Annotated in this window: 19 protein-coding genes; 12 read left to right on the top strand and 7 right to left on the bottom strand. The window is 59.6% G+C overall.

Features of this window, described 5'->3' with window-relative positions:
* Positions 1-32: 32 nt before the first annotated feature.
* Positions 33-2003 carry an ATP-dependent DNA helicase RecQ gene (locus ACIGDJ_RS07905; protein WP_397478559.1) on the bottom strand — a complete coding sequence of 657 codons (1971 nt, stop codon included), beginning with the start codon at positions 2001-2003 and terminating at the stop codon, positions 33-35.
* A 304-nt stretch (positions 2004-2307) separates the two neighbouring features.
* On the opposite strand from ACIGDJ_RS07905, the gene ACIGDJ_RS07900 reads away from it, so the two are divergent.
* Positions 2308-3450 carry a hypothetical protein gene (locus ACIGDJ_RS07900; RefSeq protein ID WP_397478560.1) on the top strand — a complete coding sequence of 381 codons (1143 nt, stop codon included), beginning with the start codon at positions 2308-2310 and terminating at the stop codon, positions 3448-3450.
* A gap of 197 nt (positions 3451-3647) precedes the next feature.
* Here ACIGDJ_RS07900 and ACIGDJ_RS07895 read toward each other — a convergent pair whose 3' ends face one another.
* Complete coding sequence (locus ACIGDJ_RS07895; protein WP_101156859.1) at positions 3648-5189, bottom strand: phosphoenolpyruvate carboxykinase; 1542 nt, start codon at positions 5187-5189, stop codon at positions 3648-3650.
* 181 nt (positions 5190-5370) lie between these two features.
* Positions 5371-6273, bottom strand: a complete 903-nt coding sequence (gene hslO / locus ACIGDJ_RS07890) for an Hsp33 family molecular chaperone HslO (protein ID WP_101156861.1) — start codon at positions 6271-6273, stop codon at positions 5371-5373.
* 107 nt (positions 6274-6380) lie between these two features.
* Here hslO and ACIGDJ_RS07885 point away from each other — a divergent pair, with 107 nt between their 5' ends.
* Positions 6381-7181, top strand: coding sequence for a phosphatase PAP2 family protein (locus ACIGDJ_RS07885; protein ID WP_101156863.1), 801 nt, complete (start codon positions 6381-6383; stop codon positions 7179-7181).
* Between the two features lie 87 nt (positions 7182-7268).
* Here ACIGDJ_RS07885 and ACIGDJ_RS07880 read toward each other — a convergent pair whose 3' ends face one another.
* Positions 7269-7673 carry a S4 domain-containing protein gene (locus ACIGDJ_RS07880; RefSeq protein WP_312998101.1) on the bottom strand — a complete coding sequence of 135 codons (405 nt, stop codon included), beginning with the start codon at positions 7671-7673 and terminating at the stop codon, positions 7269-7271.
* Between the two features lie 116 nt (positions 7674-7789).
* Here ACIGDJ_RS07880 and ACIGDJ_RS07875 point away from each other — a divergent pair, with 116 nt between their 5' ends.
* From ACIGDJ_RS07875 to rimK, 3 genes are read left to right on the top strand one after another with little or no spacing between them, the layout of a single operon-like run.
* On the top strand, positions 7790-8569 hold the full coding sequence (locus ACIGDJ_RS07875; protein WP_397478562.1) for an EAL domain-containing protein: 780 nt from the start codon (positions 7790-7792) through the stop codon (positions 8567-8569).
* Between the two features lie 34 nt (positions 8570-8603).
* Positions 8604-9065 carry an ATP-dependent zinc protease gene (locus ACIGDJ_RS07870; protein WP_172667902.1) on the top strand — a complete coding sequence of 154 codons (462 nt, stop codon included), beginning with the start codon at positions 8604-8606 and terminating at the stop codon, positions 9063-9065.
* A complete protein-coding gene (gene rimK / locus ACIGDJ_RS07865; protein ID WP_024011184.1) occupies positions 9062-9967 on the top strand; it encodes a 30S ribosomal protein S6--L-glutamate ligase in 906 nt (301 codons plus the stop codon). The genes ACIGDJ_RS07870 and rimK overlap by 4 nt, the downstream gene beginning before the upstream one ends.
* Positions 9968-10053: 86 nt before the next feature.
* Here the strand turns inward: rimK and ACIGDJ_RS07860 are convergent, their stop codons facing one another.
* Together ACIGDJ_RS07860 and ompR are read right to left on the bottom strand one after the other, a co-directional pair.
* Positions 10054-11367: an ATP-binding protein gene (locus tag ACIGDJ_RS07860; RefSeq protein ID WP_312998110.1), complete on the bottom strand. Its 1314-nt coding sequence runs from the start codon at positions 11365-11367 to the stop codon at positions 10054-10056.
* Between the two features lie 114 nt (positions 11368-11481).
* Positions 11482-12222: a two-component system response regulator OmpR gene (gene ompR, locus ACIGDJ_RS07855; protein ID WP_397478563.1), complete on the bottom strand. Its 741-nt coding sequence runs from the start codon at positions 12220-12222 to the stop codon at positions 11482-11484.
* 359 nt (positions 12223-12581) lie between these two features.
* On the opposite strand from ompR, the gene ACIGDJ_RS07850 reads away from it, so the two are divergent.
* The 7 genes from ACIGDJ_RS07850 to tauD all read left to right on the top strand — a co-directional run bounded on the left by ACIGDJ_RS07850 (position 12582) and on the right by tauD (position 21050).
* On the top strand, positions 12582-14906 hold the full coding sequence (locus ACIGDJ_RS07850) for a Tex family protein (RefSeq protein WP_312998115.1): 2325 nt from the start codon (positions 12582-12584) through the stop codon (positions 14904-14906).
* Positions 14906-15289: a PaaI family thioesterase gene (locus ACIGDJ_RS07845; RefSeq protein WP_024011182.1), complete on the top strand. Its 384-nt coding sequence runs from the start codon at positions 14906-14908 to the stop codon at positions 15287-15289. The genes ACIGDJ_RS07850 and ACIGDJ_RS07845 overlap by 1 nt, the downstream gene beginning before the upstream one ends.
* Positions 15290-15606: 317 nt before the next feature.
* The gene (gshA, locus tag ACIGDJ_RS07840) at positions 15607-17190 is read left to right on the top strand and encodes a glutamate--cysteine ligase (protein WP_397478564.1); all 1584 of its coding nucleotides are present in this window, start codon (positions 15607-15609) and stop codon (positions 17188-17190) included.
* 257 nt (positions 17191-17447) lie between these two features.
* Positions 17448-18425 carry a taurine ABC transporter substrate-binding protein gene (gene tauA, locus ACIGDJ_RS07835; RefSeq protein WP_101156880.1) on the top strand — a complete coding sequence of 326 codons (978 nt, stop codon included), beginning with the start codon at positions 17448-17450 and terminating at the stop codon, positions 18423-18425.
* 16 nt (positions 18426-18441) lie between these two features.
* On the top strand, positions 18442-19236 hold the full coding sequence (tauB, locus tag ACIGDJ_RS07830; RefSeq protein WP_397478565.1) for a taurine ABC transporter ATP-binding subunit: 795 nt from the start codon (positions 18442-18444) through the stop codon (positions 19234-19236).
* On the top strand, positions 19233-20066 hold the full coding sequence (gene tauC, locus ACIGDJ_RS07825; protein WP_312998129.1) for a taurine ABC transporter permease TauC: 834 nt from the start codon (positions 19233-19235) through the stop codon (positions 20064-20066). The genes tauB and tauC overlap by 4 nt, the downstream gene beginning before the upstream one ends.
* A gap of 141 nt (positions 20067-20207) precedes the next feature.
* Complete coding sequence (gene tauD, locus ACIGDJ_RS07820; protein WP_397478566.1) at positions 20208-21050, top strand: taurine dioxygenase; 843 nt, start codon at positions 20208-20210, stop codon at positions 21048-21050.
* Positions 21051-21099: 49 nt separating this feature from the next.
* On the opposite strand, the gene mgrA is transcribed toward tauD, so the two are convergent.
* Positions 21100-22137: an L-glyceraldehyde 3-phosphate reductase gene (gene mgrA, locus ACIGDJ_RS07815; protein WP_312998133.1), complete on the bottom strand. Its 1038-nt coding sequence runs from the start codon at positions 22135-22137 to the stop codon at positions 21100-21102.
* Positions 22138-22286: the final 149 nt, after the last annotated feature.

Below are 22286 nucleotides of genomic sequence, written 5' to 3'. Positions count from 1 at the left end.
TTTTTGAAGTTTATTAGCGTGATGATCGATATTCAGCAGATGGATCCAGCTCGCCCAGAATTGCGCGCCTGATCGAGCAAATGGTAGTCCGCCCACTCGCGGACCTCAGCGTAGCGGTACTCTTCCAGTGCCGCATATCCTGGTATCGCGCGAGCCTTGAGCCTGGTGAACAACGGCACGCTGATACCGCACAGGAACCGCGTCAGCCGTTCGGCCGTGGGGAAGCTGCCTGTGTGTTGCTCATGCCTGTGGATAAATTCCCCACACAGCTGCGCGAAGTTTTTATCCACAAGCGGAGGCAATGCTGGCGGCTCAGGCAATCGTGCGGTCTGGCCGTGACACACCGAGCAATGGCCACAACGCTCAGGAGCATTGAGATCGCCGAAATACTCCGCCAGGCGATAACCCAGGCAGCGCTCAGTGGCGAACACCTCGAGCATGGCGTGAATCCGCGCCACCTCCGTCAGTTCGTGCCGAGTGAAATACCCGTGCAGTTCAGCGCTCAGGGCATCGCTGTCAAAATCGCTGTGCAGCAGGCTGTACACCTCGGTCATCTGCTTGCTTTCAAGCTCGACCCAGCCCTTTTCCTGAAAATAGTCCAGCGCTGTCACCACTCGATTGCGCTCGGCGGAATACTGCGAGTACATCGCCTCGAAATCCACCGTGGCCCAGGTACGTGCGCGCGTCGATGTCTGGATGATCGCCGCCACGAAATCCCTTCGCTTGCCCTCGAAGCGCTGGAGCAGTGCTTCAGGCTCAAGCAGATATTTGAAGCGGTATTCGGCGTAATAGGCGTAACGCGGCGCGATCAGACCCCGCAGTTCCAGCTGCACCAGCAACGTCTTCAACGGCAACGAACGAATATTGCTCTGATCGGCCAGTGGCCCGAGCAAAAATTCCCACTGCCCCTCCGGCACTGAGGCTTTGAGTTCATCGAGCACATGACGAATCCCAGCGCACTCAGGCGTATCGCCATAAACGAAATTCTCCAGCACATTGAGGCTGTCGCGGTTGGCCAATACCAGGCAATCGGAGGGCTGCCCGTCGCGCCCGGCACGGCCGATTTCCTGACTGTAGTTTTCGATGGATTTGGGCAGATCGAAATGCACCACGTTGCGGATGTCGCTCTTGTCGATGCCCATCCCGAAGGCGATGGTGGCAACGATGCAGTTGGACTGACCGACCATGAAGCGATGCTGTATGCCTTCACGCTGATCGTGGGGCAAGCCTGCGTGGTAAGCCTCGGCCTGCGTTCCGTTGCGTTGAAGGTGTTCGGCAATGTGTTCGGCGGTCTTCTGCAACGTGACATAGACAATGCTCGGTTGCCCGGGACGTGCGGCCATCCATTCGACCAGACGCCGACGTTTGTCCTGACCGCGCACAGGCTCGACCAGCAGGTTGAGGTTGCAACGATAGAAACCGGTGGTCACCACATCGCCCGGTGCGATGGCGAATCTGGCCTGCATGTCGGCGATGACCTTTGGTGTGGCCGTGGCGGTAAGCAACAGGGCCTGCGCAATGTTGAACTGACGTTGGTAGTCCGGCAGTTTCAGGTAATCGGGGCGAAAATTATGGCCCCATTCGGAAATGCAGTGCGCCTCGTCGATCACTAATAACGAGATCGACACCTGCTGCAGGAAGTTGCGGAAGCGCTCGTTTTTCAGACGCTCGACGGAAATCATCAGAATTTTCAATTCACCCGAACGCGCACGGGCCATTACGTCGTTGGCATCCTCACGGCTCTGTGCCGAATCGATGCTCCCTGCCGAGATGCCGTGGCGTTTGAGAAACGCCAGTTGATCCTGCATCAACGCCAGCAACGGCGAGACCACCAGTGTCAGGTGCGGCAACAGAAGCGCCGGCAGTTGGTAGCAAAGCGATTTGCCGGAGCCGGTAGGAAAGATCGCCGCCGCCGAACGCCCCGCTAGCACCGCGCTGATGGCGGCCTCCTGACCGGGCCGGAACTGTGGGTAACCAAAAACCTGTTCCAGGGTGTTGTGCATTTGCTGTCACTCCTTTGACTGCTGCCTTGCCCAAAGCCTAGCGGGCGATTGCAGCGAGTCGAGAAAAGGTTGCAGGTCAAAACGATACGGAATAATACAGCGGATCAAGCGCACCCAAGGGATCGTAAGCCAGATAAAAGCCTCCATGACAGTTTAAAAACCAACCACAACAAACTTCCAAGACAGACAAAACATTACAAACCAGCTTATTCAAACGACAAGAATCGATACAACGAAAAACTTTATCTGCTCAGCTCACCCAAACTAAATTACTTGCTCTCCCAAATAATAAGAGGGCAACACAATGACGATCTTAAGCATATTTTTTTGCGGCACCGGCTCTAACAAATTTGACCAACACCATAAAAACTTCTGGGATGGCGAAATCGTCTCCACGCTTGCTGCTCACCACAACGGACGTGAATTTGCCGAGTGGATTGTCGTCGATGGCCCTGGCAGCGGCAATCTGCAAGCCGATGACCTGTTCACCAAGACGTCTGAATACGGCCTGACCGGCACCCTGTTTGGTAAGGGATGGGAGGAAAACGTGCAACACGCCGTAAATATCATCAAAGGCAAATGTGACTGGCAGCGTAAACAACTGACCGAAGCAGAATATAACCGCCTCAAAGCCGCAGGCATTCCTATTGAAGATGTAAAAGTTGAAGGCTCCTGGTTATGGCGCAATTACAACTATGGCGATCGCAGCATCACCCAACAGAAATTGCAGGAACAAATCATCAAGACTTTCCGCAAGGACGGTGTTATTCCAACCACAGTCAATCTTGTCGGCTGGAGCCGGGGCGGTATCAGTTGCCATATGCTCGCCAATGCAATGTTCCAGGACGCGGCCCTCAAACATGTTCCGGTGAACATCTTTGCGATCGATCCAGTTCCGGGAATCGGTAACTTTCAGGAAAACCGGATAAAACTTCAATCCAACGTCAAGGAATACATCGCGTTCTATGCCCGCGACGAACGCTCAAAAGGTTTCAGCTGCGTGATCCCGCAAACCGCCACCGGCACCAGGACTTCGATCTATCCAATGGCCGGTCGCCACGCCACCCTCGCGGGCAACGCCACATCGCTTGGCGGCGAGCCAAGCAGCAGCAGCGACCTCAACGCTCTGATCGAGCCCGGACGCATCGTTCGCCATCTGGCGGAAACCTGCCTCAAGCGCTGGGGCGTGTCGCTTGGCAAAACCCTTAACCTGAGTGATGCCGACCTGCTGCGCCTCACCGGCGCCATCGTCAGCGACGAAGCGCGTTACAAGAAGATGCACAGCCAGTCCTACACTTATTTCACCGAACTGGATCAAGGCGAGCGCTATGTTTCGCTCGGCAGCAAAGGCGTGCCGTTCTCAGCAGTGAAAGGCACGATCTACCGGCCGGCAACCGGACTGACCACTAGCCTGCTGGACATCTCCAGTTACGGGCATCTGCGTTGAAATCGTTGAAAAATCGGTAGCAACGTCCGGCAAACAGTTCGTCCCGTTCCGGCGCTGCGCGATGCCCTGTCTGCCATCCCGATCCCGGTGGGGCGAAGCTCCATCCCGCGAATTTCATGTGAAGGCATTACGGGTCAAGATCGAGAATAAAAAAACCGCCCCAAAGGGCGGTTTTTTCAATCATCGCAAACCAATATTTACAACTTCGGCCCAGCCGCCTTGATCGCGTCGCTCACTTCGAACTTCTTGAAGTTCTCGATGAACAGACCGGCCAGTGCTTTCGCTGCCTCGTCGTACGCCGCCTTGTCAGCCCAGGTATTGCGCGGGTTGAGCAGGTTGGTGTCGACGCCCGGAACGGCCAGTGGCACGTCGAGGTTGATGGTGTCGAGGTGTTCGGTGGCAGCACCGATCAGTGCGCCGCTCTGAATCGCGGCAATCACTGCGCGGGTGGTCGGGATGTTGAAGCGTTGGCCGACGCCGTAGCCGCCGCCGGTCCAGCCGGTGTTGACCAGGTAGACCTTGGAGCCGAAACCGCGGATGCGCTTGATCAGCAGTTCTGCGTATTCGCCAGCCGGACGCGGGAAGAACGGTGCGCCGAAGCAGGTGGAGAAAGTCGACTTGATGCCGCTGCCCGAACCCATTTCAGTCGAGCCCACCAGTGCGGTGTAGCCGGACAGGAAGTGGTAGGCCGCTTGCTCTTCGTTGAGGATCGACACTGGCGGCAGTACGCCGGTCAGGTCGCAGGTCAGGAAGATCACCGCGTTTGGCTCGCCACCAAGGTTCTTCTCGGAACGCTTGGCAACGTGCTCCAGCGGATATGCGGCGCGGCTGTTCTGGGTCAGGCTGACATCGGCATAGTCGGCGTGCTTGGCGTCGTCGATGACGACGTTTTCCAGCACCGCGCCGTGCTTGATGGCTTTCCAGATGACCGGCTCGTTCTTCTCGGAGAGGTCGATGCACTTGGCATAGCAACCACCTTCGATGTTGAAGACAACGCCTTCGCCCCAGCCGTGCTCGTCGTCACCGATCAGGTAACGGCTTTCGTCGGCCGAAAGGGTGGTTTTACCGGTGCCCGACAGACCGAAGAACAGGGTCACGTCGCCTTCTTCGCCGATGTTGGCAGCGCAGTGCATTGGCAGCACGTCAGCGGCCGGCAGCAGGAAGTTCTGCACCGAGAACATGGCTTTCTTCATCTCACCGGCGTAACGCATGCCGGCGATCAGCACTTTCTTCTGCGCGAAGTTGATGATCACGCAGCCGTCGGAGTTGGTGCCGTCACGCTCGGGCACGCACTCGAAGTTGGCGACGTTGAGCACCTGCCATTCTTCACGGCCAGCCGGGTTGTACTGGGCCGGATTGATGAACAGGCAACGACCGAACAGGTTCTGCCAGGCAGTCTGCGTGGTCATTTTCACGGCCAGGTAGTGATCTTCCGCCGCGCCTACATGCACGTGGGAAACGAAATGCTCTTGCGCGTTGTTGAAGGCCTCGACGCGAGCCCACAGGGCATCGAACTTGTCGGCCGGGAACTTGCGGTTGATCGGGCCCCAGGCGATAGCGGCCTGAGTGGAAGGCTCTTCAACGATGAAACGGTCGACTGGCGAACGACCGGTGCGGTGACCGGTGCGGACAACCAGAGCGCCGGTATCGGCAAGCTCGCCTTCACCGCGATTCAGGGCTTCTTTTACCAGATCATCAACACTCAGATCGGTGTACACGGCGTTATTGGCTTGCGTCATGAGGTTCCCCGTCGGCCAGTGGCCGAGTGTGCTCCAAACGTTTTGTAGTAGAAAGTCGTGCACTACTACCGCGAAAAAAGTGGGCCGGATTATGCCAGAAAAGCCCAAAAAGAGTAGGGTCCTCCCGTCGTAACGGCGATATTCCGTCATTGCGCAGTGAATTTACCTGCGCTGAACCGTTTTAGTGACGGGTATCTGACGGCGTATCGACGCCCGCGCCAGCGAACAACTGAGCGATATCAGCCGCGTCGAACAGGTACTGCTGATTGCAGAACTGGCAATCGATTTCGACTTTGCCACCCTGCTCGGCTGCCAGCGCCAGCGCATCTTCCAGCCCAAGACTGACCAGCGCATTGCCGGAGCGTTCCCGCGAGCAGCTGCAGTTGAAGCGCAAATGCTGGACATCAAACAGGCGCACCTGCTCTTCGTGATAGAGCCGGTGCAGGACGGTTTCGTTGTCCAGACTGAGCAGTTCATCGGCGCCCAGAGTGCTGGCCAGCGCGGTGAGGTGCTGCCAGCTGGCGGCGCGATCTTCTTCGTCTTTCAAGCGATCGGCGGGGAGTTGTTGCAGCAACATGCCGCGTGCACGACGACCGTCGGCGAACAGCTTGAAGCGCGTGCCGACTTGCTGCGACATGACGAAGTAGTTGGTGAAGCAATCGGACAGGGTTTCGCCGTCAAGGTCGACAATCCCCTGATAACGCTGGCCAACAGTCGGGTCGATAGTGAGCGCCAGAACACCGTTCGGCATCAGGTCGCCGAGTGTGGCGTCCGCCGCGATCTCTTCGGCGTTATAGCGCGCCAGGCCGCGAATTTCGCGCTCGCTGGAGCATTCGATCATCAGCAGCGGAATCGGCCCTTCCGAACGCGCCTGCAAGATCAGCAAGCCATCGAACTTGAGCGTGCCGACCAGCAAGGAAGCGGCCGCCATCAGTTCGCCGAGCAACTGCGCGACCGGCTCCGGGTACGGGTGTTTGGCAAGGACTTCGGCATAGCTGCGCTCCAGCGCTACCAGTTCGCCGCGAGTATCGCTGTCATCGAAGATGAAGCGCTGTGTGAAATCGGTATCCGCTAGGTCGGTCATAGGTCTGGGTATCTGAATGTGATGACAAAATGGTTACAAAACGTGAAAATTTGCGCTTGCTGGCACTTTTTTTGGTGCCGGCGCTTTTTCGCCATGGGAGGCATTTTATGAACAATCCGGGTTTGTTCCAATCAAGGTGGAACCTCGGCCGGCTGGTTCTGTGTAACGTAGTGCCGTTGGCGCTACTGGCTTTCTGGTTATGGCCTACGGGCCAGATGCTGTGTGTGATTTTCGACGAGTGGCTGTTCCGCTCGCTCAACACACCGCTGGCCAGCAACCCGATATGGCTCCACATCTGGGCAATTGCAAGTCTGCGCCCGTTCGACATCGTCGTCGGACTCATTCTTCTGACGCTGCTGATCAAGGGCGACTGGATCTTCAGGGCGATCGACGTGCGCCGCGCATTCTTCGGTTTTTTCTCGATTCTTCTATTGATGGTGGTGATCCGCGCGCTGTTTTCCAAATTCGCCGATCACATGGGCTGGCAGCACAGCAGTCCATCGATGGTGCTTGAGGGCGCCGTGCACATCAGCGATTACTTTCCCCACCTGGAGAAAACCTGGGAGCTGAAGGACCGCTCGGGGCAGAGCTTTCCCGGTGATCACGCGTCGGTGCTGTTGATCTGGGCACTGTTCATGGGCGTCTTCAGCCGCACGGTCGGGCAGTTTCTGACGGTCTGGGGCCTGGCCGTGCTGTTCATGATGCCGCGCCTGGTCGCCGGGGCGCATTGGGGCCAGGACGACTACATTGGGGGCGTGCTGCTGGCGGTATGGGCGCTGGGCTGGGGTTACTACACGCCATTTGCCCATCACGCGGCGAACTTCTGGTTGAAGCTCACCGCGCCGGTTTTCGCGCTGCTGGGCAAGCTGCCGATGGTGTCGCGGATGAGCGTCATTTCCGCCCGGTAAATGGTGACGTTTCGAAAAGATCGCAGCTTCGGCACTCCTGCACAGGATCGCATTCAACTGTAGGAGCTGCCGTAGGCTGCGATCTTTTTATTCGTCATTGCTGCCGCGAAACCTGAACAGATCACGCCGCTGTTTCTTGCTCGGCTTGCCGTCGGTGCTCACGCCCAATGACCCGGCCTTGCGCATGGCCGCGGCCGCTTCACGCTTGGCAATACTCGCCTCGGTCTCGGCATACAAAGTCTGCGCTTCGGGTGCGCCACGACGCACGATGGACAAGGCCTCGACCCTCACGGTACGAACTTCGAAACCGGTGCGAATCTCGAACTCATCACCAATGCGTGGCTCCTTGCCAGGTTTGCACCGCTCGCCACGACAATGCACCTTGCCACTTTCAATTGCTGCTTTGGCCAAGGCACGGGTTTTATAGAACCGCGCCGCCCATAGCCATTTATCAAGACGGACCTTGTCGTCCTCTTCCTGCTTCTGTCCCATATGAATTCCTCGCTCAGCCAGTAGTCGGAACTGTACTACCGTTTCTGTCGGGCGCAAGAACTCGGCCCTCCAGATAGACTGTGATCTTCGCCGCCTGACCGGCCTGGAGTGACCGCGTGACTAAATTTCCAACTTCTTTGACCTCGCCCAAGGGCGGTTGCCAGGGCTGCCAGCAGAGCGAGCCGCTGAACTTCGATTTTTCCTTTGCCTACCAGCCGATCGTCGACCTGCGTGACCAATCGGTGTTCGCCCACGAAGCGCTGGTGCGAGGCGTGGCCGGTGAAGGCGCTTTGTCCGTGTTAAATCAGGTTACAGAAGACAACCGCTACCGTTTCGACCAGCTCTGCCGGACTCGCGCCATCGAAGGCGCGGCGAGCCTTAATATGCAGACACACTTGTCGATCAACTTTTTGCCCAACGCCGTCTACCGTCCAGAGCTATGCATTCGCAGCACGCTGGAGGCCGCGCGAAAACACGACTTTCCGATCGACCGACTGATTTTTGAAACCCTGGAAATCGAGCACGTAGATAATTATCGCCATTTGACCAATATTCTGCGTGAATACCGCGAATTCGGCTTCAAGACCGCCATCGACGATTTCGGTGCCGGTTATTCGGGGCTCAATCTGCTGGCTGATTTCCAACCGGATCTGATCAAACTCGACATGGCGCTGATTCGTGATGTCGATCAAGACCGCGTCCGTCAGGTGATTGTGCGGGGGATTGTCACAATGTGTGCGGAGTTGGACGTTACAGTCATTGCCGAAGGCATAGAAAGCGCCGGGGAACGGGATTTTCTCGCAGACTGTGGAATATTTCTGATGCAGGGCTACTGGTTCGCCAAACCTGCATTCAAAGCGTTGGCCCAGGTGCCGGACAAGGCCTGGAAGCGTTAACCCTTGGTTTTTTTCTTTGAAGACATTTGATCATTTGACCGTTGTCGGTCTGCGCGAGTGGGTGGCGCTCCCGGGCCTGGGAGTGGCGGGCCTGCGCGCAAAAATCGACACCGGCGCCAGCACCTCCAGCCTGCACGCTACCGACATCGAGCCGTTCGAACGCGACGGCGAGAAATGGGTGCGTTTCACTGCGCACCTCGGCACGGTCGTGCAGTTACGTCACCGGCGCTGCGAAGCTCCGCTGGTCACGCGCAAAACCATCAAAAGCTCCAACGGCCATGCACAGGTGCGCTACGTGATAAGCACCACGCTGGCCCTGGGTGATCGGGTCTGGCCGGTGGAGTTCACCCTGGCCTGCCGCAAGTCGATGCGTTATCGCCTGTTGCTCGGTTCCAAAGCCCTGATCGATGGCCAGTTGGTGGTCAATCCGGGCATCAAGTATGTACAAGACAAGCCGGTGTTCCCGGTATCTACCTCCTCCACAGGTGTTGCATGAAGATCGCTGTGCTGTCGCGTAATCCGCGTCTGTATTCCACCCGCCGTCTGGTCGAAGCCGGAATCGAGCGCGGGCATGAAATGGTGGTGATCGACACCTTGCGCGCCTACATGAACATCGCCAGCCACAAGCCGCAGATCCACTACCGCGGCAAACCACTGGAAGGTTTCGACGCGGTGATCCCGCGGATCGGCGCGTCGGTAACGTTCTACGGCTGCGCGGTGTTGCGTCAGTTCGAAATGATGGGCGTATTCCCGCTCAACGAATCGGTGGCCATTGCCCGCTCGCGGGACAAATTGCGTTCGCTGCAGCTGCTGTCGCGGCGCGGAATCGGTTTGCCGGTCACCGGTTTTGCTCACTCGCCGGACGATATTCCCGACCTGATTGCCATGGTCAACGGCGCACCTTTGGTGATCAAGGTGCTCGAAGGTACTCAGGGCATCGGCGTAGTGCTGTGCGAAACCGCGACGGCGGCCGAGTCGGTGATCGAAGCGTTCATGGGCCTGAAGCAGAACATCATGGTTCAGGAATACATCAAGGAAGCCGGCGGTGCAGATATCCGTTGCTTCGTGGTGGGCGACAAGGTGATCGCGGCGATGAAGCGCCAGGCCAAACCGGGCGAATTTCGCTCCAACCTGCACCGTGGGGGCAGCGCCAGCCTGATCAAGATCACCCCGGAAGAACGCATGACCGCGTTACGCGCTGCAAAGGTCATGGGCCTGGCAGTGGCGGGTGTGGATATCCTGCGTTCGAACCACGGCCCACTGGTGATGGAAGTGAATTCATCGCCGGGCCTGGAAGGGATCGAGACCACCACCGGCAAGAACGTGGCCGGGATCATCATCGAACATCTGGAAAAAAATGGCGGGCCGAATATGACCCGCACCAAAGGCAAGGGGTAAAGCAAAAGATCGCAGCTTTCGGCAGCGCCTACATGGGAGTGCGTTTCCTGTAGGAGCTGCCGTAGGCTGTGATCTTTTTTCAGCCGTTACACGGCATCTCTAGGCAACATCAACCCGAGCGGCAATCTCACGCGAGCCTCAAGTCCACCCCCGGACCGGTTGCGCAACTCGACGTTGCCGCCATGCATCGCCGCAATTCGCTTGACGATCGCCAACCCCAACCCCGTGCCTTTGCCGCCCCGAGCCCGATCGCCCCGGGTGAACGGGTTGAAAATCGCCTCAAGCTCGGACGGATCAATCCCGGCGCCACGGTCCATCACGCTCAGCACCACATACGGAGCGCTGGTATCCCCCGACACGTACGCCGCCACTTCGACGCCACTACCGGCATGATTCAAGGCGTTGCCAATCAGGTTGTTGAGCAGGCGCTTCATCGACACGCGACGCAGCGGGAATGGCTGGATCGGTTCCAGACGCAGGCGCACTTTCTCTTCGTTCTGGTTGTACGGCGCGGCGACTTCGCGCACAAGATCGCTGAGGTCGACTTCTTCCACCGACTCGTCTCGACCATCGCGAATGAACGCGAGGAACTGGTCGAGAATCGCGTCCATGTCTTCGATGTCGCGAACCATGTCGTCAGTCAGATCGGTGTGAGCCCCCATCAATTCCAGCGCCAGGCGCAAGCGCGTCAGCGGTGTGCGCAAGTCGTGGGACACCCCCGCGAGCATCAACTCGCGCTCGCGGCCGGCCTGCTCGACGTCTTCGGCCATCTGGTTGAAGGCGCGGTAAACCTCGGTCATTTCGCTGGGCGTGTCGCTGATCGGCAGGCGCACGCTGCGGCCCTGACCGAGCTGCCGTGCGGCATACACCAGACGCTTCAACGGCTGGTTGAGCTGGCTGACGAAAATCCACGCCGACGCTGTCGACAACAGGCCGATGGCGAGGAACCAGCCGAGCACGTTCCAGATTTTCTGGCCACGCAGCGGATGCGGGTAAAGCGGCACCTTCAGCCAGCCATCGCCCAGGCTTGGCGCGCGCACCCACAGCGCCGGTGGTGAGTGCATGCGCAAACGCACTTCGGTGTCGGCCCCCAGCTCCGCCTGCATCTGGCGCTGATAGATTTCGCTGTACGGCCAGTGCTGTTCGCCTTCCGGCACGCCGGCGCCGACCACACGGATCAGGGTTGCGGCATCGGCAATCTTTGCACGGTTTTCTTCATCGGCGGCCCAATAGGCGCGCAGCGTCAGGGCGACGCCGTGGCTGTATTGGCGATCCACCAGCACGTCCTCGTTCATCAACAGATAAACCAGGGTCAGCGCCTTGGAAAACAGCACGACGATCAGCACCAGCCAAAGGGTGCGAGAGAAAAAACTTTGGGGGAACCAGACGGGGGTTTTCATCTTTAACCGCTACACACTTGCAGGAGCGAGCAATGCTCGCATATTGCAGATTGCGAGTCTGTGGCCATGGCCGTGCGACCAGAGCCTTGCAGACCCGCTCCTACAAATCACCGATCACTTGGTGGCGGTGCCATCCGGAACGAACACGTAACCCACACCCCAGACGGTCTGGATGTAGCGCGGCTTCGACGGATCGGGTTCGATCATCCGACGCAGACGCGAGATCTGCACGTCGATGGAACGCTCCAGCGCATCCCATTCACGACCACGGGCGAGGTTCATCAGCTTGTCGCGGGTCAGCGGCTGACGCGCGTTCATTACCAGCGCCTTGAGTACAGCGAACTCACCGGTGGTGAGCATGTGCACCTCATCGCCGCGCTTGAGCTCGCGGGTGGCCAGCGACAATACGTAATCACCGAAGGTGACATTTTCGTCTTCGCTACCCGGTGCGCCCGGCACCGGTGCGGCCTGACGGCGCAATACGGCTTTGACACGCGCCATCAGCTCGTCGGGATTGAACGGCTTGGCCAGGTAATCGTCGGCCCCCAGTTCAAGGCCCTTGATACGGCTCAGCTCATCGCCCTTGGCGGTGAGCATGATGATCGGAATCTGGTTGTTCTCGCCACGCAGGCGGCGGCAAGCGGTCAGGCCGTCTTCGCCCGGCAGCATCAGGTCGAGAACGACCAGATTGAACACTTCACGCGCCAGCAGACGGTCCATCTGCTCGGTGTTCGGAACGGTACGGGCGCGATAGCCCTTGCTGACGAAGAAGCGTTCCAGCAGGCTGCTCAGCCCCGGATCGTCGTCAACGATGAGAATTTTTTCGCCTTCAGCAGTTTGTGCAGTGCTGCTCATTGGATGCTCCTTTTAGCTCGGCGCGCATTATGGCGTAGCTGCCGTTATACGCACCGTGTGCATTGTTAGCAGATTTTTCCTTCACTGCCAGAAAACCGGGGTTTATGCCTACAGCCTGCAACGCCCCCGAATGACAGAACGCTGGTTATAATGCGCGGCGTTTTGCGCCAGGCAACGTCTGAATCGTTACCGTAAGTGGCCGGTATTTTTTCCGGCCCTGTGCAGCAACTGTTCGATTTCACGGGTCAATGGGCAGCCTCTTGATCCAGGCAGCGGCAATTTTCCAGCCGCTCAATCAGCCTCCAGGCCTTTATCTGCGTGCCTGCGAGCCTGCTTTTCATACTATGTCAGGTGGTTTTATGGACAGCATCAACAGCCGCATCGCCGAGGAACTCGGCGTACGCCCACAACAGGTCGAAGCGGCCGTCGCGCTACTCGATGAAGGCTCTACCGTTCCCTTCATCGCCCGTTACCGAAAAGAAGTCACCGGCAGCCTCGACGACACCCAACTGCGTCATCTGGAAGAGCGCCTGCGCTACCTGCGAGAACTCGACGAACGGCGTATCAGCATCCTCGCCAGCATCGAGGAGCAAGGCAAGCTCACCCCCGCTCTCGAGCGCGACATCAAGCTCGCCGACACCAAAACCCGCCTGGAAGACTTGTACCTGCCGTACAAGCAGAAGCGCCGCACCAAGGGCCAGATCGCCCTCGAAGCCGGCCTCGGCGAACTGGCCGACGGCTTGTTCAACGACCCGAACCTGTCGCCGGAAACCGAAGCCGCGCGCTTCGTCGATGCGGAAAAAGGCGTGGCGGACGTCAAGGCTGCGCTGGAAGGCGCCAAGTACATCCTCATGGAGCGTTTCGCCGAAGACGCCAGCCTGCTGGAAAAATTGCGTAACTACCTGAAACAGGAAGCCACCCTCAGTGCCCGCGTCATTGCCGGCAAGGAAGAGGAAGGCGCCAAGTTCCGCGATTACTTCGAACACGACGAGCCGCTGAAAAGCATGCCGTCGCACCGTGCCCTAGCGATTTTCCGTGGCCGCAACGAAGGCATTCTCAGCTCCGCGCTGAAGGTCGGCGACGAGCTACCGGGCACCATGCATCCGTGCGAAGGCATGATCGGCCAGCAATTCGGCATCCAGAACCAGAACCGCCCTGCGGACAAGTGGCTCAGTGAAGTGGTGCGCTGGACCTGGAAGGTCAAGCTCTACACGCACCTGGAAACCGACCTGCTCGGCGAGCTGCGCGATGGCGCCGAAACCGAAGCGATCAACGTTTTCGCGCACAACCTGCACGACTTGCTGCTGGCCGCACCGGCCGGCCCGCGCGCCACTTTGGGCCTCGACCCGGGCCTGCGCACTGGCTGCAAAGTGGCGGTGGTCGATTCGACCGGCAAGCTGCTCGACCACGCCACGGTTTACCCGCACGTGCCGCACAACAAATGGGACCAGACCATCGCCATTCTCGCTGCGCTGTGCGCCAAGCATTCGGTGGACCTGATCGCCATCGGCAACGGCACCGCCAGCCGCGAGACCGACAAACTGGCGATCGAGCTGATCAAAAAATATCCAGCAATGAAAATGACCAAGGTCATGGTGTCCGAAGCCGGCGCATCGGTGTACTCGGCATCGGAACTGGCGGCCAAGGAATTTCCGGATCTGGACGTGTCGATCCGTGGCGCCGTGTCGATCGCCCGTCGCCTGCAGGATCCGCTGGCCGAACTGGTAAAAATCGACCCGAAATCCATCGGCGTCGGCCAATACCAACACGATGTCTCGCAGCTGAAACTGGCGCGGGGTCTTGATGCCGTGGTCGAGGATTGCGTGAACGCCGTCGGTGTCGATGTGAACACCGCCTCCGTGGCACTGCTGGCGCGGATCTCCGGCCTCAACGCCACATTGGCGCAAAACATCGTTGCTCACCGTGACGAACACGGCGCGTTCAAGACCCGTGCGGCGCTGAAGAAAGTCGCGCGTCTGGGCGAGAAAACCTTCGAACAGGCTGCCGGTTTCCTGCGCGTGATGAACGGCGACAATCCGCTGGATTCCTCGGCGGTGCACCCGGAAGCCTATCCGCTGGTGCAGCGCATTGCCGCTGAAACCGACCGTGACATTCGTTCGCTGATTGGCGATGCGGCGTTTCTCAAGCGCCTGGATCCGAAGAAATTCACCGACGAAACCTTCGGTCTGCCGACCGTCACCGATATTCTCCAGGAACTGGAAAAGCCCGGTCGCGACCCGCGTCCGGAGTTCAAAACCGCCGAGTTCCAGGAAGGCGTCGAGGACCTCAAGGATCTGCAACTGGGAATGATCCTTGAAGGCGTGGTCACCAACGTTACGGCGTTCGGTGCGTTCGTCGACATCGGCGTGCACCAGGACGGTCTGGTGCACATCTCGGCGCTGTCGGAGAAGTTCATCAAGGACCCACGCGAAGCGGTCAAGGCCGGTGACGTGGTGAAAGTGAAGGTCATGGAGGTCGACATCCCGCGCAAACGCGTCGGCCTGTCGATGCGCATGAGCGACACCCCGGGCGAGAAGGTCGACGGCGCCCGTGGCTCGCGTCCAGGCTCGGCACCGCGCCAGTCTTCCGGCAACGCGCCGCGCAAGGAAACCGCTACCGCCGCGCCGGTGAACAACGCAATGGCCTCGTTGTTTGCCAACGCCAAGCAATTGAAGAAACGCTGATGGACATGCCGGCCGGGCTCGTCGAGAGCGCCTTTTTCAAGCTGTTGGGCTGCCGCCTGCACAGTCTCGAGACCGGGGTGGCGCAAGTCGCCCTGGCGCTTGAGCCCGAGCTGCGCAACCGTGGCGGCAAGCTGCACGGTGGCGCGCTGTTCAGTCTGGTCGATATTGCCATGGGCCTGGCGTGTTCCAGCAGCCATGGCTTTGATCAGCAGAGCGCGACCATCGAATGCAAGATCAACTACATCCGCGCCGTCTCCGACGGTGAGGTGCTGTGCACGGCGCGGGTGATCCACCCGGGCCGTCGTACGCTGGTGGTCGAAGCCGAGGTGATGCAGGGCGACAAACTGGTCGCAAAAGCGCAAGGCACCTTCGCTGTCTTGTAGATGTTGTTCATCATTTTGAGTTAATTTCGGCGCTGTGATCGCAGCGTCGAGCTTTTCTGTGGGAGCGGGCTTGCTCGCGAGGGCGGTGTGTCAGATGACTTGATATTGACTGACACTCCCTCTTCGCGGGCAAGCCCGCTCCCACAGGTACTGCATGATCTTCGCGTGCGTCTGCCAGATTCAGGGATTGAAGTAGGCGGTTCGAAAGGACTATTCCAGTCCAAAAAACCAGGCGATAACGCCAGTTTCAACTTCACCCTTGTAGACCGTCCTGCCCACCCCCATATTGGGGCGACTGACGCGTGAAGGAATCCAAATTGAGCGAACTTCTCAACCGCCGCCTGGCTCTGCTCGGCGAGCGCGCCAACCTCTCTCTGCTCAAGCAGTGCCTGCACGGTATCGAACGTGAATGCCTGCGCGTGACCAGTGAAGGTCGCCTGGCGCAAACGCCGCACCCCGAAGCCCTGGGTTCCGCGCTGACCAACGAACAGATCACCACCGACTACTCCGAGTCGCTGCTGGAATTCATCACGCCTGCCCTGCCGGATCCTGCCGACACACTGGCGAGCCTGGACAAGATCCACCGCTTTGCCTACAGCAAACTCGGCAGCGAGTACCTGTGGAGCCCGTCGATGCCGTGCCCGTTGCCGGCCGAGGAAGACATCCCGATCGCCTACTACGGCACGTCCAACATCGGTCAGCTCAAGTACGTTTACCGCAAGGGCCTGGCCCTGCGTTACGGCAAGACCATGCAGTGCATCGCCGGGATTCACTACAACTTCTCGCTGCCGGAACAGCTCTGGCCGCTACTGCGTGAGGCCGAAGGTTTCGTCGGCACCGATCGCGACTTCCAGTCGGTGTCGTACATCGCCCTGATCCGCAACTTCCGCCGCTACAGCTGGCTGCTGATGTACCTGTTCGGTGCCTCGCCGGCGCTGGATGCGGGTTTCCTGCGCGGGCGTTCGCATCAGCTCGAACAGCTCGATCCGGACACGCTGTATCTGCCGTACGCGACCAGCCTGCGCATGAGCGACCTCGGTTACCAGAGCAACGCCCAGGCCGGCCTGACGCCGTGCTACAACGATCTGGCGAGCTACACCGACAGCCTGCGCAAAGCCGTGGCCACGCCATACGCGCCGTACGTTGAAGTCGGCACGCACAAGGATGGCGAGTGGGTGCAGCTCAACACCAATATCCTGCAGATCGAAAACGAGTACTACTCCAACATCCGCCCGAAACGCGTGACCTACACCGGCGAGCGGCCGATCCAGGCCTTGATGGCGCGCGGCATTCAATATGTCGAAGTGCGTTGCCTGGACATCAACCCGTTCCTGCCGATGGGCATCGACCTCACCGAGTCGCGCTTCCTCGACGCGTTCCTGCTGTACTGCGCGTTGAACGACAGCCCGTTGCTGACCAATACTTCGTGCGGCAACGCCACTTCGAACTTCCTCAGCGTGGTCAAGGAAGGCCGCCGTCCGGGACTGCAATTGCAGCGCGACGGCCAAGCGGTCGAAATGAAGACCTGGGCTGGCGAACTGCTTGAGCAAATCGCTCCGCTGGCTGCGCTGCTCGATCAGAGCCACGGCGGCGATGTGCACAGCCAGGCGCTGGATGCGCAACTGGCGAAAGTCAGCGATCCGTCCCTGACACCGTCGGCGCAGGTACTGGCGGCGATGGCCGAGCACAAGGAAAGCTTTGCGCAGTTCTCGCTGCGGCAGAGCCAGGCCCATGCCGAGTTCTTCCGCAGCGAGCCGTTGACGGCGGATGAGCAGGCGAAGTTCGAGGAAGTGGCGCGCTCGTCGCTGGCGCAGCAGGCCGAGCTTGAGCAGAACGAGGTCGGCGATTTTGATGTGTTTGTCGGCGCGTATCAGGCGAGCATCCTCGCCATCAGCAATTGATATAGAACATCCTTTGATCGTTCCCATGCTCTGCGTGGGAATGCAGCCTGTGACGCTCCGCGTCACTTTGGACGCAGAGCGTCCCTTGAGGCGTTACCACGCAGAGCATGGGAACGATCAGTCAAAGGCTCACATCCTCTCCTGTCTTAGATTTTTCCGCTCATAAGCTCATTCGAAAAAGTTATTTATTTTTCGATTCTTAGATCATTTAGTCTCCTTTCACGCCGACACTCGGTCGCCTGATCTGGAGCTCTCACTTGAAACTGAATTCCCCGCTTCGCCTGCTCGCCGCCGCCTCACTGGCCGCTGCAAGCTTCCTGGCCCAGGCTGCCGATCTCACTGTCGCCTACCAGACTACCGTCGACCCGGCCAAAGTCGCTCAGGCCGACGGCGCTTACGAGAAAGCCACCAAGGCCGATATCAGCTGGCGCAAATTCGATAACGGTGCCGACATCATTGCCGCCATCGCGTCCGGCGATGTGCAGATCGGCTATCTCGGTTCGAGCCCGTTGACCGCCGCGATCACCCGCAAAGTGCCGGTCGAAACCTTCCTGATTGCCACGCAGATCGGCGCCGCTGAAGCACTGGTCGCGCGTGAAGGTTCCGGCATCAAGACTCCGCAGGATCTGATCGGCAAGAAAATCGCCGTGCCGTTTGTGTCCACGGGGCACTACAGCCTGCTCGCCGCGCTCAAGCACTGGAACATCGATCCGTCGAAAGTCACCGTGCTCAACCTCGCGCCGCCAGCGATCATCGCCGCATGGAAACGCGGCGATATCGACGCCACTTACGTTTGGGATCCGGCACTGGGCGTGGCCAAGGAAAACGGCAAAGTGCTGATCACCTCCGGCGAACTGGCCAAGTTCGGCGCGCCGACCTTCGATGCGTGGATCGTGCGCAAGGACTTCGCCGAGAAGCATCCGCAAATCGTCACCGCATTCGCCAAGGTCACCCTCGACGCCTACGCCGCTTACCGCAAGGATCCGCAGGCCTGGCTGGCCAACCAGAGCAACGTCGACAAACTGGTGAAGCTGTCTGGCGCCAAAGCCAGCGACATCCCATTGCTGCTGCAGGGCAACGTCTACCCGCTGGCGGCTGATCAGGTCAGCGACCTTGGCGCGCCGACCACCAAAGCCATCACCGACACCGCCGCGTTCCTCAAGGAGCAAGGCAAGGTCGACGCCGTGCTGCCGGACTACGCGCCGTACGTCAGCGCCAAATACATCACCAACTGATCGGGAGATAACAGCGATGGCCTTGCTACAGCTGGAGCGCATCAGCGCACAGTACCCGGGCAGCCCGGAGCCGGTGCTGGCGGATATTTCTCTGACCCTGGGGCCGCAGCAGTTGCTGGTCGCCCTCGGCCCGTCCGGCAGCGGCAAGACTTCGCTGTTGAACCTGATTGCCGGTTTCGTCGAACCGAGCGCCGGGCGCATCACCCTCGACGGCGTGCCGGTCAAAGGCCCGAGCGCCGAACGTGGCGTGGTGTTTCAGGATGACGCTTTACTGCCTTGGCAAGATGTATTGGCCAACGTCGCCTTCGGCCTCGAACTGGCCGGTGCCAGCAAGGAAAAACGCGAACAGCGCGCCCGTGAAATGCTCGCACTGGTCGATCTCGCTGGCTTCGAAGAACGGCGCATCTGGCAATTGTCCGGAGGCCAGAAACAACGCGTCGGCCTCGCCCGCGCCCTCGCCGCCGACCCGCGCGTGCTGCTGATGGATGAGCCGTTCGGTGCGCTTGATGCATTTACTCGCGAACAGATGCAGGAGCTGTTGCTGCAAGTCTGGCAGCGCACCGCCAAACCGGTTTTTCTGATTACCCACGACATTGAAGAAGCGGTGTTCCTCGCTACGGATCTGATCCTGCTGGCGCCGAATCCGGGGCAGATCGTCGAGCGTCTGCAGCTGAACTTCGGCCAGCGTTATGCCGCTGGGGAGTCGGCCCGTGCGATCAAATCCGATCCGCGGTTTATCGAAACCCGCGAGCACGTGCTGAGCAGAGTCTTCTCGCAACGCAGCGCCGTAACCCGGCAGGAGCGCGCATGAGCAGTTACGACGCAACCGCTGCGGCGGTGAAAACATCTTCGGTGAGCATCCCGGTGGGCCGCAGCCTCAGCACGCGCTGGATCAGCCTGTTGACCTTGTTCGCCTTGTTGGCGATCTGGTGGGCCGTGACGGCTACTGGTTTGATCGAACCGTTGTTCCTGCCGCCACCCGCCGCCGTGCTGCAAAAGGGCTGGCTGCTGGCGACTTCGGGATACATGGATTCGACGCTGTGGCAGCACTTGGGTGCCAGCCTGAGCCGCATCGGTCTGGGTCTCGCTTTTGCGATTCTGACCGCCGTACCGGTGGGCATTGCCATCGGCGCCAACCGCATCGCCCGTGGTGTGCTCGACCCGCTGATCGAGTTCTACCGCCCTATTCCACCGCTGGCCTATCTGCCGCTGATCGTGATCTGGTGCGGCATTGGCGAGTTGTCGAAAGTGCTGCTGATCTATCTGGCGATTTTCGCGCCGATTGCCATCGCCACCGCAACGGGGGTGCGCACCGTTGATCCGGCAAAACTGCGTGCGGCGCAGTCGTTAGGCGCGACACGCGCGCAATTGATTCGTCATGTGATTTTGCCAAGCGCGTTGCCGGACATTCTCACTGGCGTGCGCATTGGTCTGGGGGTTGGCTGGTCGACGCTGGTCGCTGCCGAATTGATCGCGGCCACCAGCGGCCTCGGTTTCATGGTGCAGTCGGCTGCGCAGTTCCTGGTGACCGATGTGGTGGTGCTGGGGATTCTGGTCATCGCCCTGATCGCCTTCGCCATGGAAATGGGCCTGCGCGCCCTGCAGCGCAAACTCGTGCCATGGCACGGCCAGGCGCACTAAAACATCTTTTGAATCCCCCCTGTAGGAGCTGCCGAAGGCTGCGATCTTTTGATCTTGATCTTCTTAAAAAGCAAGATCAAAAGATCGCAGCCTTCGGCAGCTCCTACAAAGGGTGGTCTCACCGAATTGAAGAGAAAGACCATGAGCAGCCTGAACATCATCCCGTTAAGCTCGGCCCTCGGCGCGCAGATCAGCGGCCTCGATATCAGCCAGCCGCTGAGCCTGGAACACCGCGATGCCATCGAGCAGGCGCTGCTCAACTATCAGGTGCTGTTCTTTCGCAACCAGCCGATCGAGCCGGCGCAGCAGGCACGTTTCGCGCATTATTTCGGCGACCTGCACATTCACCCGATCTACCCGAACGTGCCGGAACAACCGGAAGTTCTGATCCTCGACACCGCAGTCACCGACGTACGTGACAACGCGATCTGGCACACCGACGTGACCTTCCTGCCGACGCCAGCGATGGGCGCCGTGCTCAGCGCCAAGTTGTTGCCGGAGTTCGGTGGCGACACGTTGTGGGCCAGCGGGATTGCGGCGTATGAAGCGTTGTCGGCGCCAATGAAAAACCTGCTGGAAGGCCTGACCGCGACCCACGATTTCACCCGCTCGTTTCCGCTGGAGCGCTACGGCAACACGCCCGAGGCGCTGGCGCAGTGGGAAGAAGCGCGGCGCAAGAATCCACCGCTGTCGCACCCGGTGATACGTACGCATCCGGTCAGTGGGCGACGGTCGTTGTTCGTCAATGAAGGATTTACCTCGAAGATCAACGAGCTGTCGGAAACCGAGAGCGAGGCCATCCTGAAGTTTCTGTTCGCCCATGCAACGCGGCCGGAGTTCACCATTCGCTGGCGCTGGCAGAAGGACGACATCGCCTTCTGGGATAACCGCGTGACCCAGCATTACGCAGTGGACGACTACCGCCCGGCGCGGCGGGTGATGCAGCGGGCGACGGTGTTGGGGGATGTGCCGTTCTTTCGCTGAGCCTGATCGTTCCCACGCTCTGCGTGGGAACGATCAGTCTTCGGAAGGCTTACTCCGCCGTCGAAGGCTTCTCCCAAAGATTGATCCCGCCCTCCTGGGCAAACCGGTCAATCTCCGCCAGCTCTTCGGCACTGAAACTCAGATTCTTCAACGCGCCAACGTTCTCGATAATCTGCTCCGGCCGGCTCGCGCCGATCAATGCCGAAGTCACCCGCGGATCACGCAGCGTCCACGCCAGTGCCAATTGCGCCAGGCTCTGCCCGCGACGCTGGGCAATCTCGTTCAACGCTCGCACGTGAGCGATGTTGGCCTCGGACAAGTGCGAAGCCTGCAACGAACCGCCGCCCGGGCGATTGACTCGCGCATCGGCCGGCACGCCGTTGAGGTATTTGTCGGTGAGCAAGCCCTGCGCCAGCGGCGTAAAGGCAATCACGCCCGTGCCGAGTTCATCGGTGGTATCGAGCAGATCCTTCTCTACCCAGCGATTGAGCAGGTTATACGCCGGTTGATGAATCAGCAGCGGCACTTTCCACTCTTTCAGCAGCGCGGCCATTTCGCGCGTTTTCACCCCTGAGTAGGACGAGATACCGATGTACAAAGCCTTGCCCTGTTGCACTGCAGTGGCGAGAGCGCTGGCGGTTTCTTCCAGCGGGGTGTCCGGGTCGAAGCGGTGCGAATAGAAGATATCCACGTAATCCAGACCCAAGCGTTGCAGGCTCTGGTCGAGACTGGCCAGCACGTATTTGCGCGACCCACCGCCCTGGCCATAAGGGCCGGGCCACATGTCCCAGCCAGCCTTGCTGGAGATGATCAGCTCGTCGCGATACTGCTTGAAGTCCTCGCGCAGCAGGCGGCCGAAATTGATTTCGGCGCTGCCGTACGGCGGGCCGTAGTTGTTGGCGAGGTCGAAATGGTTGATGCCCAGATCGAACGCGGTGCGCAGCAACGCGCGCTGTGTATCGATCGGCGTGCTGTCGCCAAAGTTGTGCCAAAGGCCCAGCGACAGCGCTGGCAGCACCAGACCGCTGCGGCCAACGCGGCGGTAGGGGATGGAGTCGTAGCGGTTTTCGGCAGCGGTGTAAGTCATCGAATGCTCTCTTGTCAGTTTCAGGTATCGACGGCGTTGCGAGGAACCCAGCATACGCCGACGAGTGCGCTGAAAAATAAAGACTCGATCAATAGCTGAAACGTTTCACAAAACTGCCGAAAGGGACGCGCGTTCGCTTTGAGCGCCGA

Source organism: Pseudomonas sp. NPDC079367 (assembly GCF_044542195.1).
In the GTDB taxonomy this organism is placed as follows: domain Bacteria; phylum Pseudomonadota; class Gammaproteobacteria; order Pseudomonadales; family Pseudomonadaceae; genus Aquipseudomonas.
This window is presented reverse-complemented; position numbering and strand designations above follow the sequence as displayed.

Excerpts from the sequence above, each read along its gene's own strand:
- ACIGDJ_RS07880 (WP_312998101.1), bottom strand. The coding sequence starts at position 7,673 with ATGGGACAGAAGCAGGAAGAGGACGACAAGGTCCGTCTTGATAAATGG.
- ACIGDJ_RS07885 (WP_101156863.1), top strand. The coding sequence starts at position 6,381 with ATGAACAATCCGGGTTTGTTCCAATCAAGGTGGAACCTCGGCCGGCTG.
- ACIGDJ_RS07845 (WP_024011182.1), top strand. The coding sequence starts at position 14,906 with ATGGACATGCCGGCCGGGCTCGTCGAGAGCGCCTTTTTCAAGCTGTTG.
- ACIGDJ_RS07900 (WP_397478560.1), top strand. The coding sequence starts at position 2,308 with ATGACGATCTTAAGCATATTTTTTTGCGGCACCGGCTCTAACAAATTT.
- hslO (WP_101156861.1), bottom strand. The coding sequence starts at position 6,273 with ATGACCGACCTAGCGGATACCGATTTCACACAGCGCTTCATCTTCGAT.
- ACIGDJ_RS07895 (WP_101156859.1), bottom strand. The coding sequence starts at position 5,189 with ATGACGCAAGCCAATAACGCCGTGTACACCGATCTGAGTGTTGATGAT.
- mgrA (WP_312998133.1), bottom strand. The coding sequence starts at position 22,137 with ATGACTTACACCGCTGCCGAAAACCGCTACGACTCCATCCCCTACCGC.
- tauD (WP_397478566.1), top strand. The coding sequence starts at position 20,208 with ATGAGCAGCCTGAACATCATCCCGTTAAGCTCGGCCCTCGGCGCGCAG.
- rimK (WP_024011184.1), top strand. The coding sequence starts at position 9,062 with ATGAAGATCGCTGTGCTGTCGCGTAATCCGCGTCTGTATTCCACCCGC.
- ACIGDJ_RS07905 (WP_397478559.1), bottom strand. The coding sequence starts at position 2,003 with ATGCACAACACCCTGGAACAGGTTTTTGGTTACCCACAGTTCCGGCCC.
- ompR (WP_397478563.1), bottom strand. The coding sequence starts at position 12,222 with ATGAGCAGCACTGCACAAACTGCTGAAGGCGAAAAAATTCTCATCGTT.
- ACIGDJ_RS07860 (WP_312998110.1), bottom strand. The coding sequence starts at position 11,367 with ATGAAAACCCCCGTCTGGTTCCCCCAAAGTTTTTTCTCTCGCACCCTT.
- tauB (WP_397478565.1), top strand. The coding sequence starts at position 18,442 with ATGGCCTTGCTACAGCTGGAGCGCATCAGCGCACAGTACCCGGGCAGC.
- ACIGDJ_RS07850 (WP_312998115.1), top strand. The coding sequence starts at position 12,582 with ATGGACAGCATCAACAGCCGCATCGCCGAGGAACTCGGCGTACGCCCA.
- tauC (WP_312998129.1), top strand. The coding sequence starts at position 19,233 with ATGAGCAGTTACGACGCAACCGCTGCGGCGGTGAAAACATCTTCGGTG.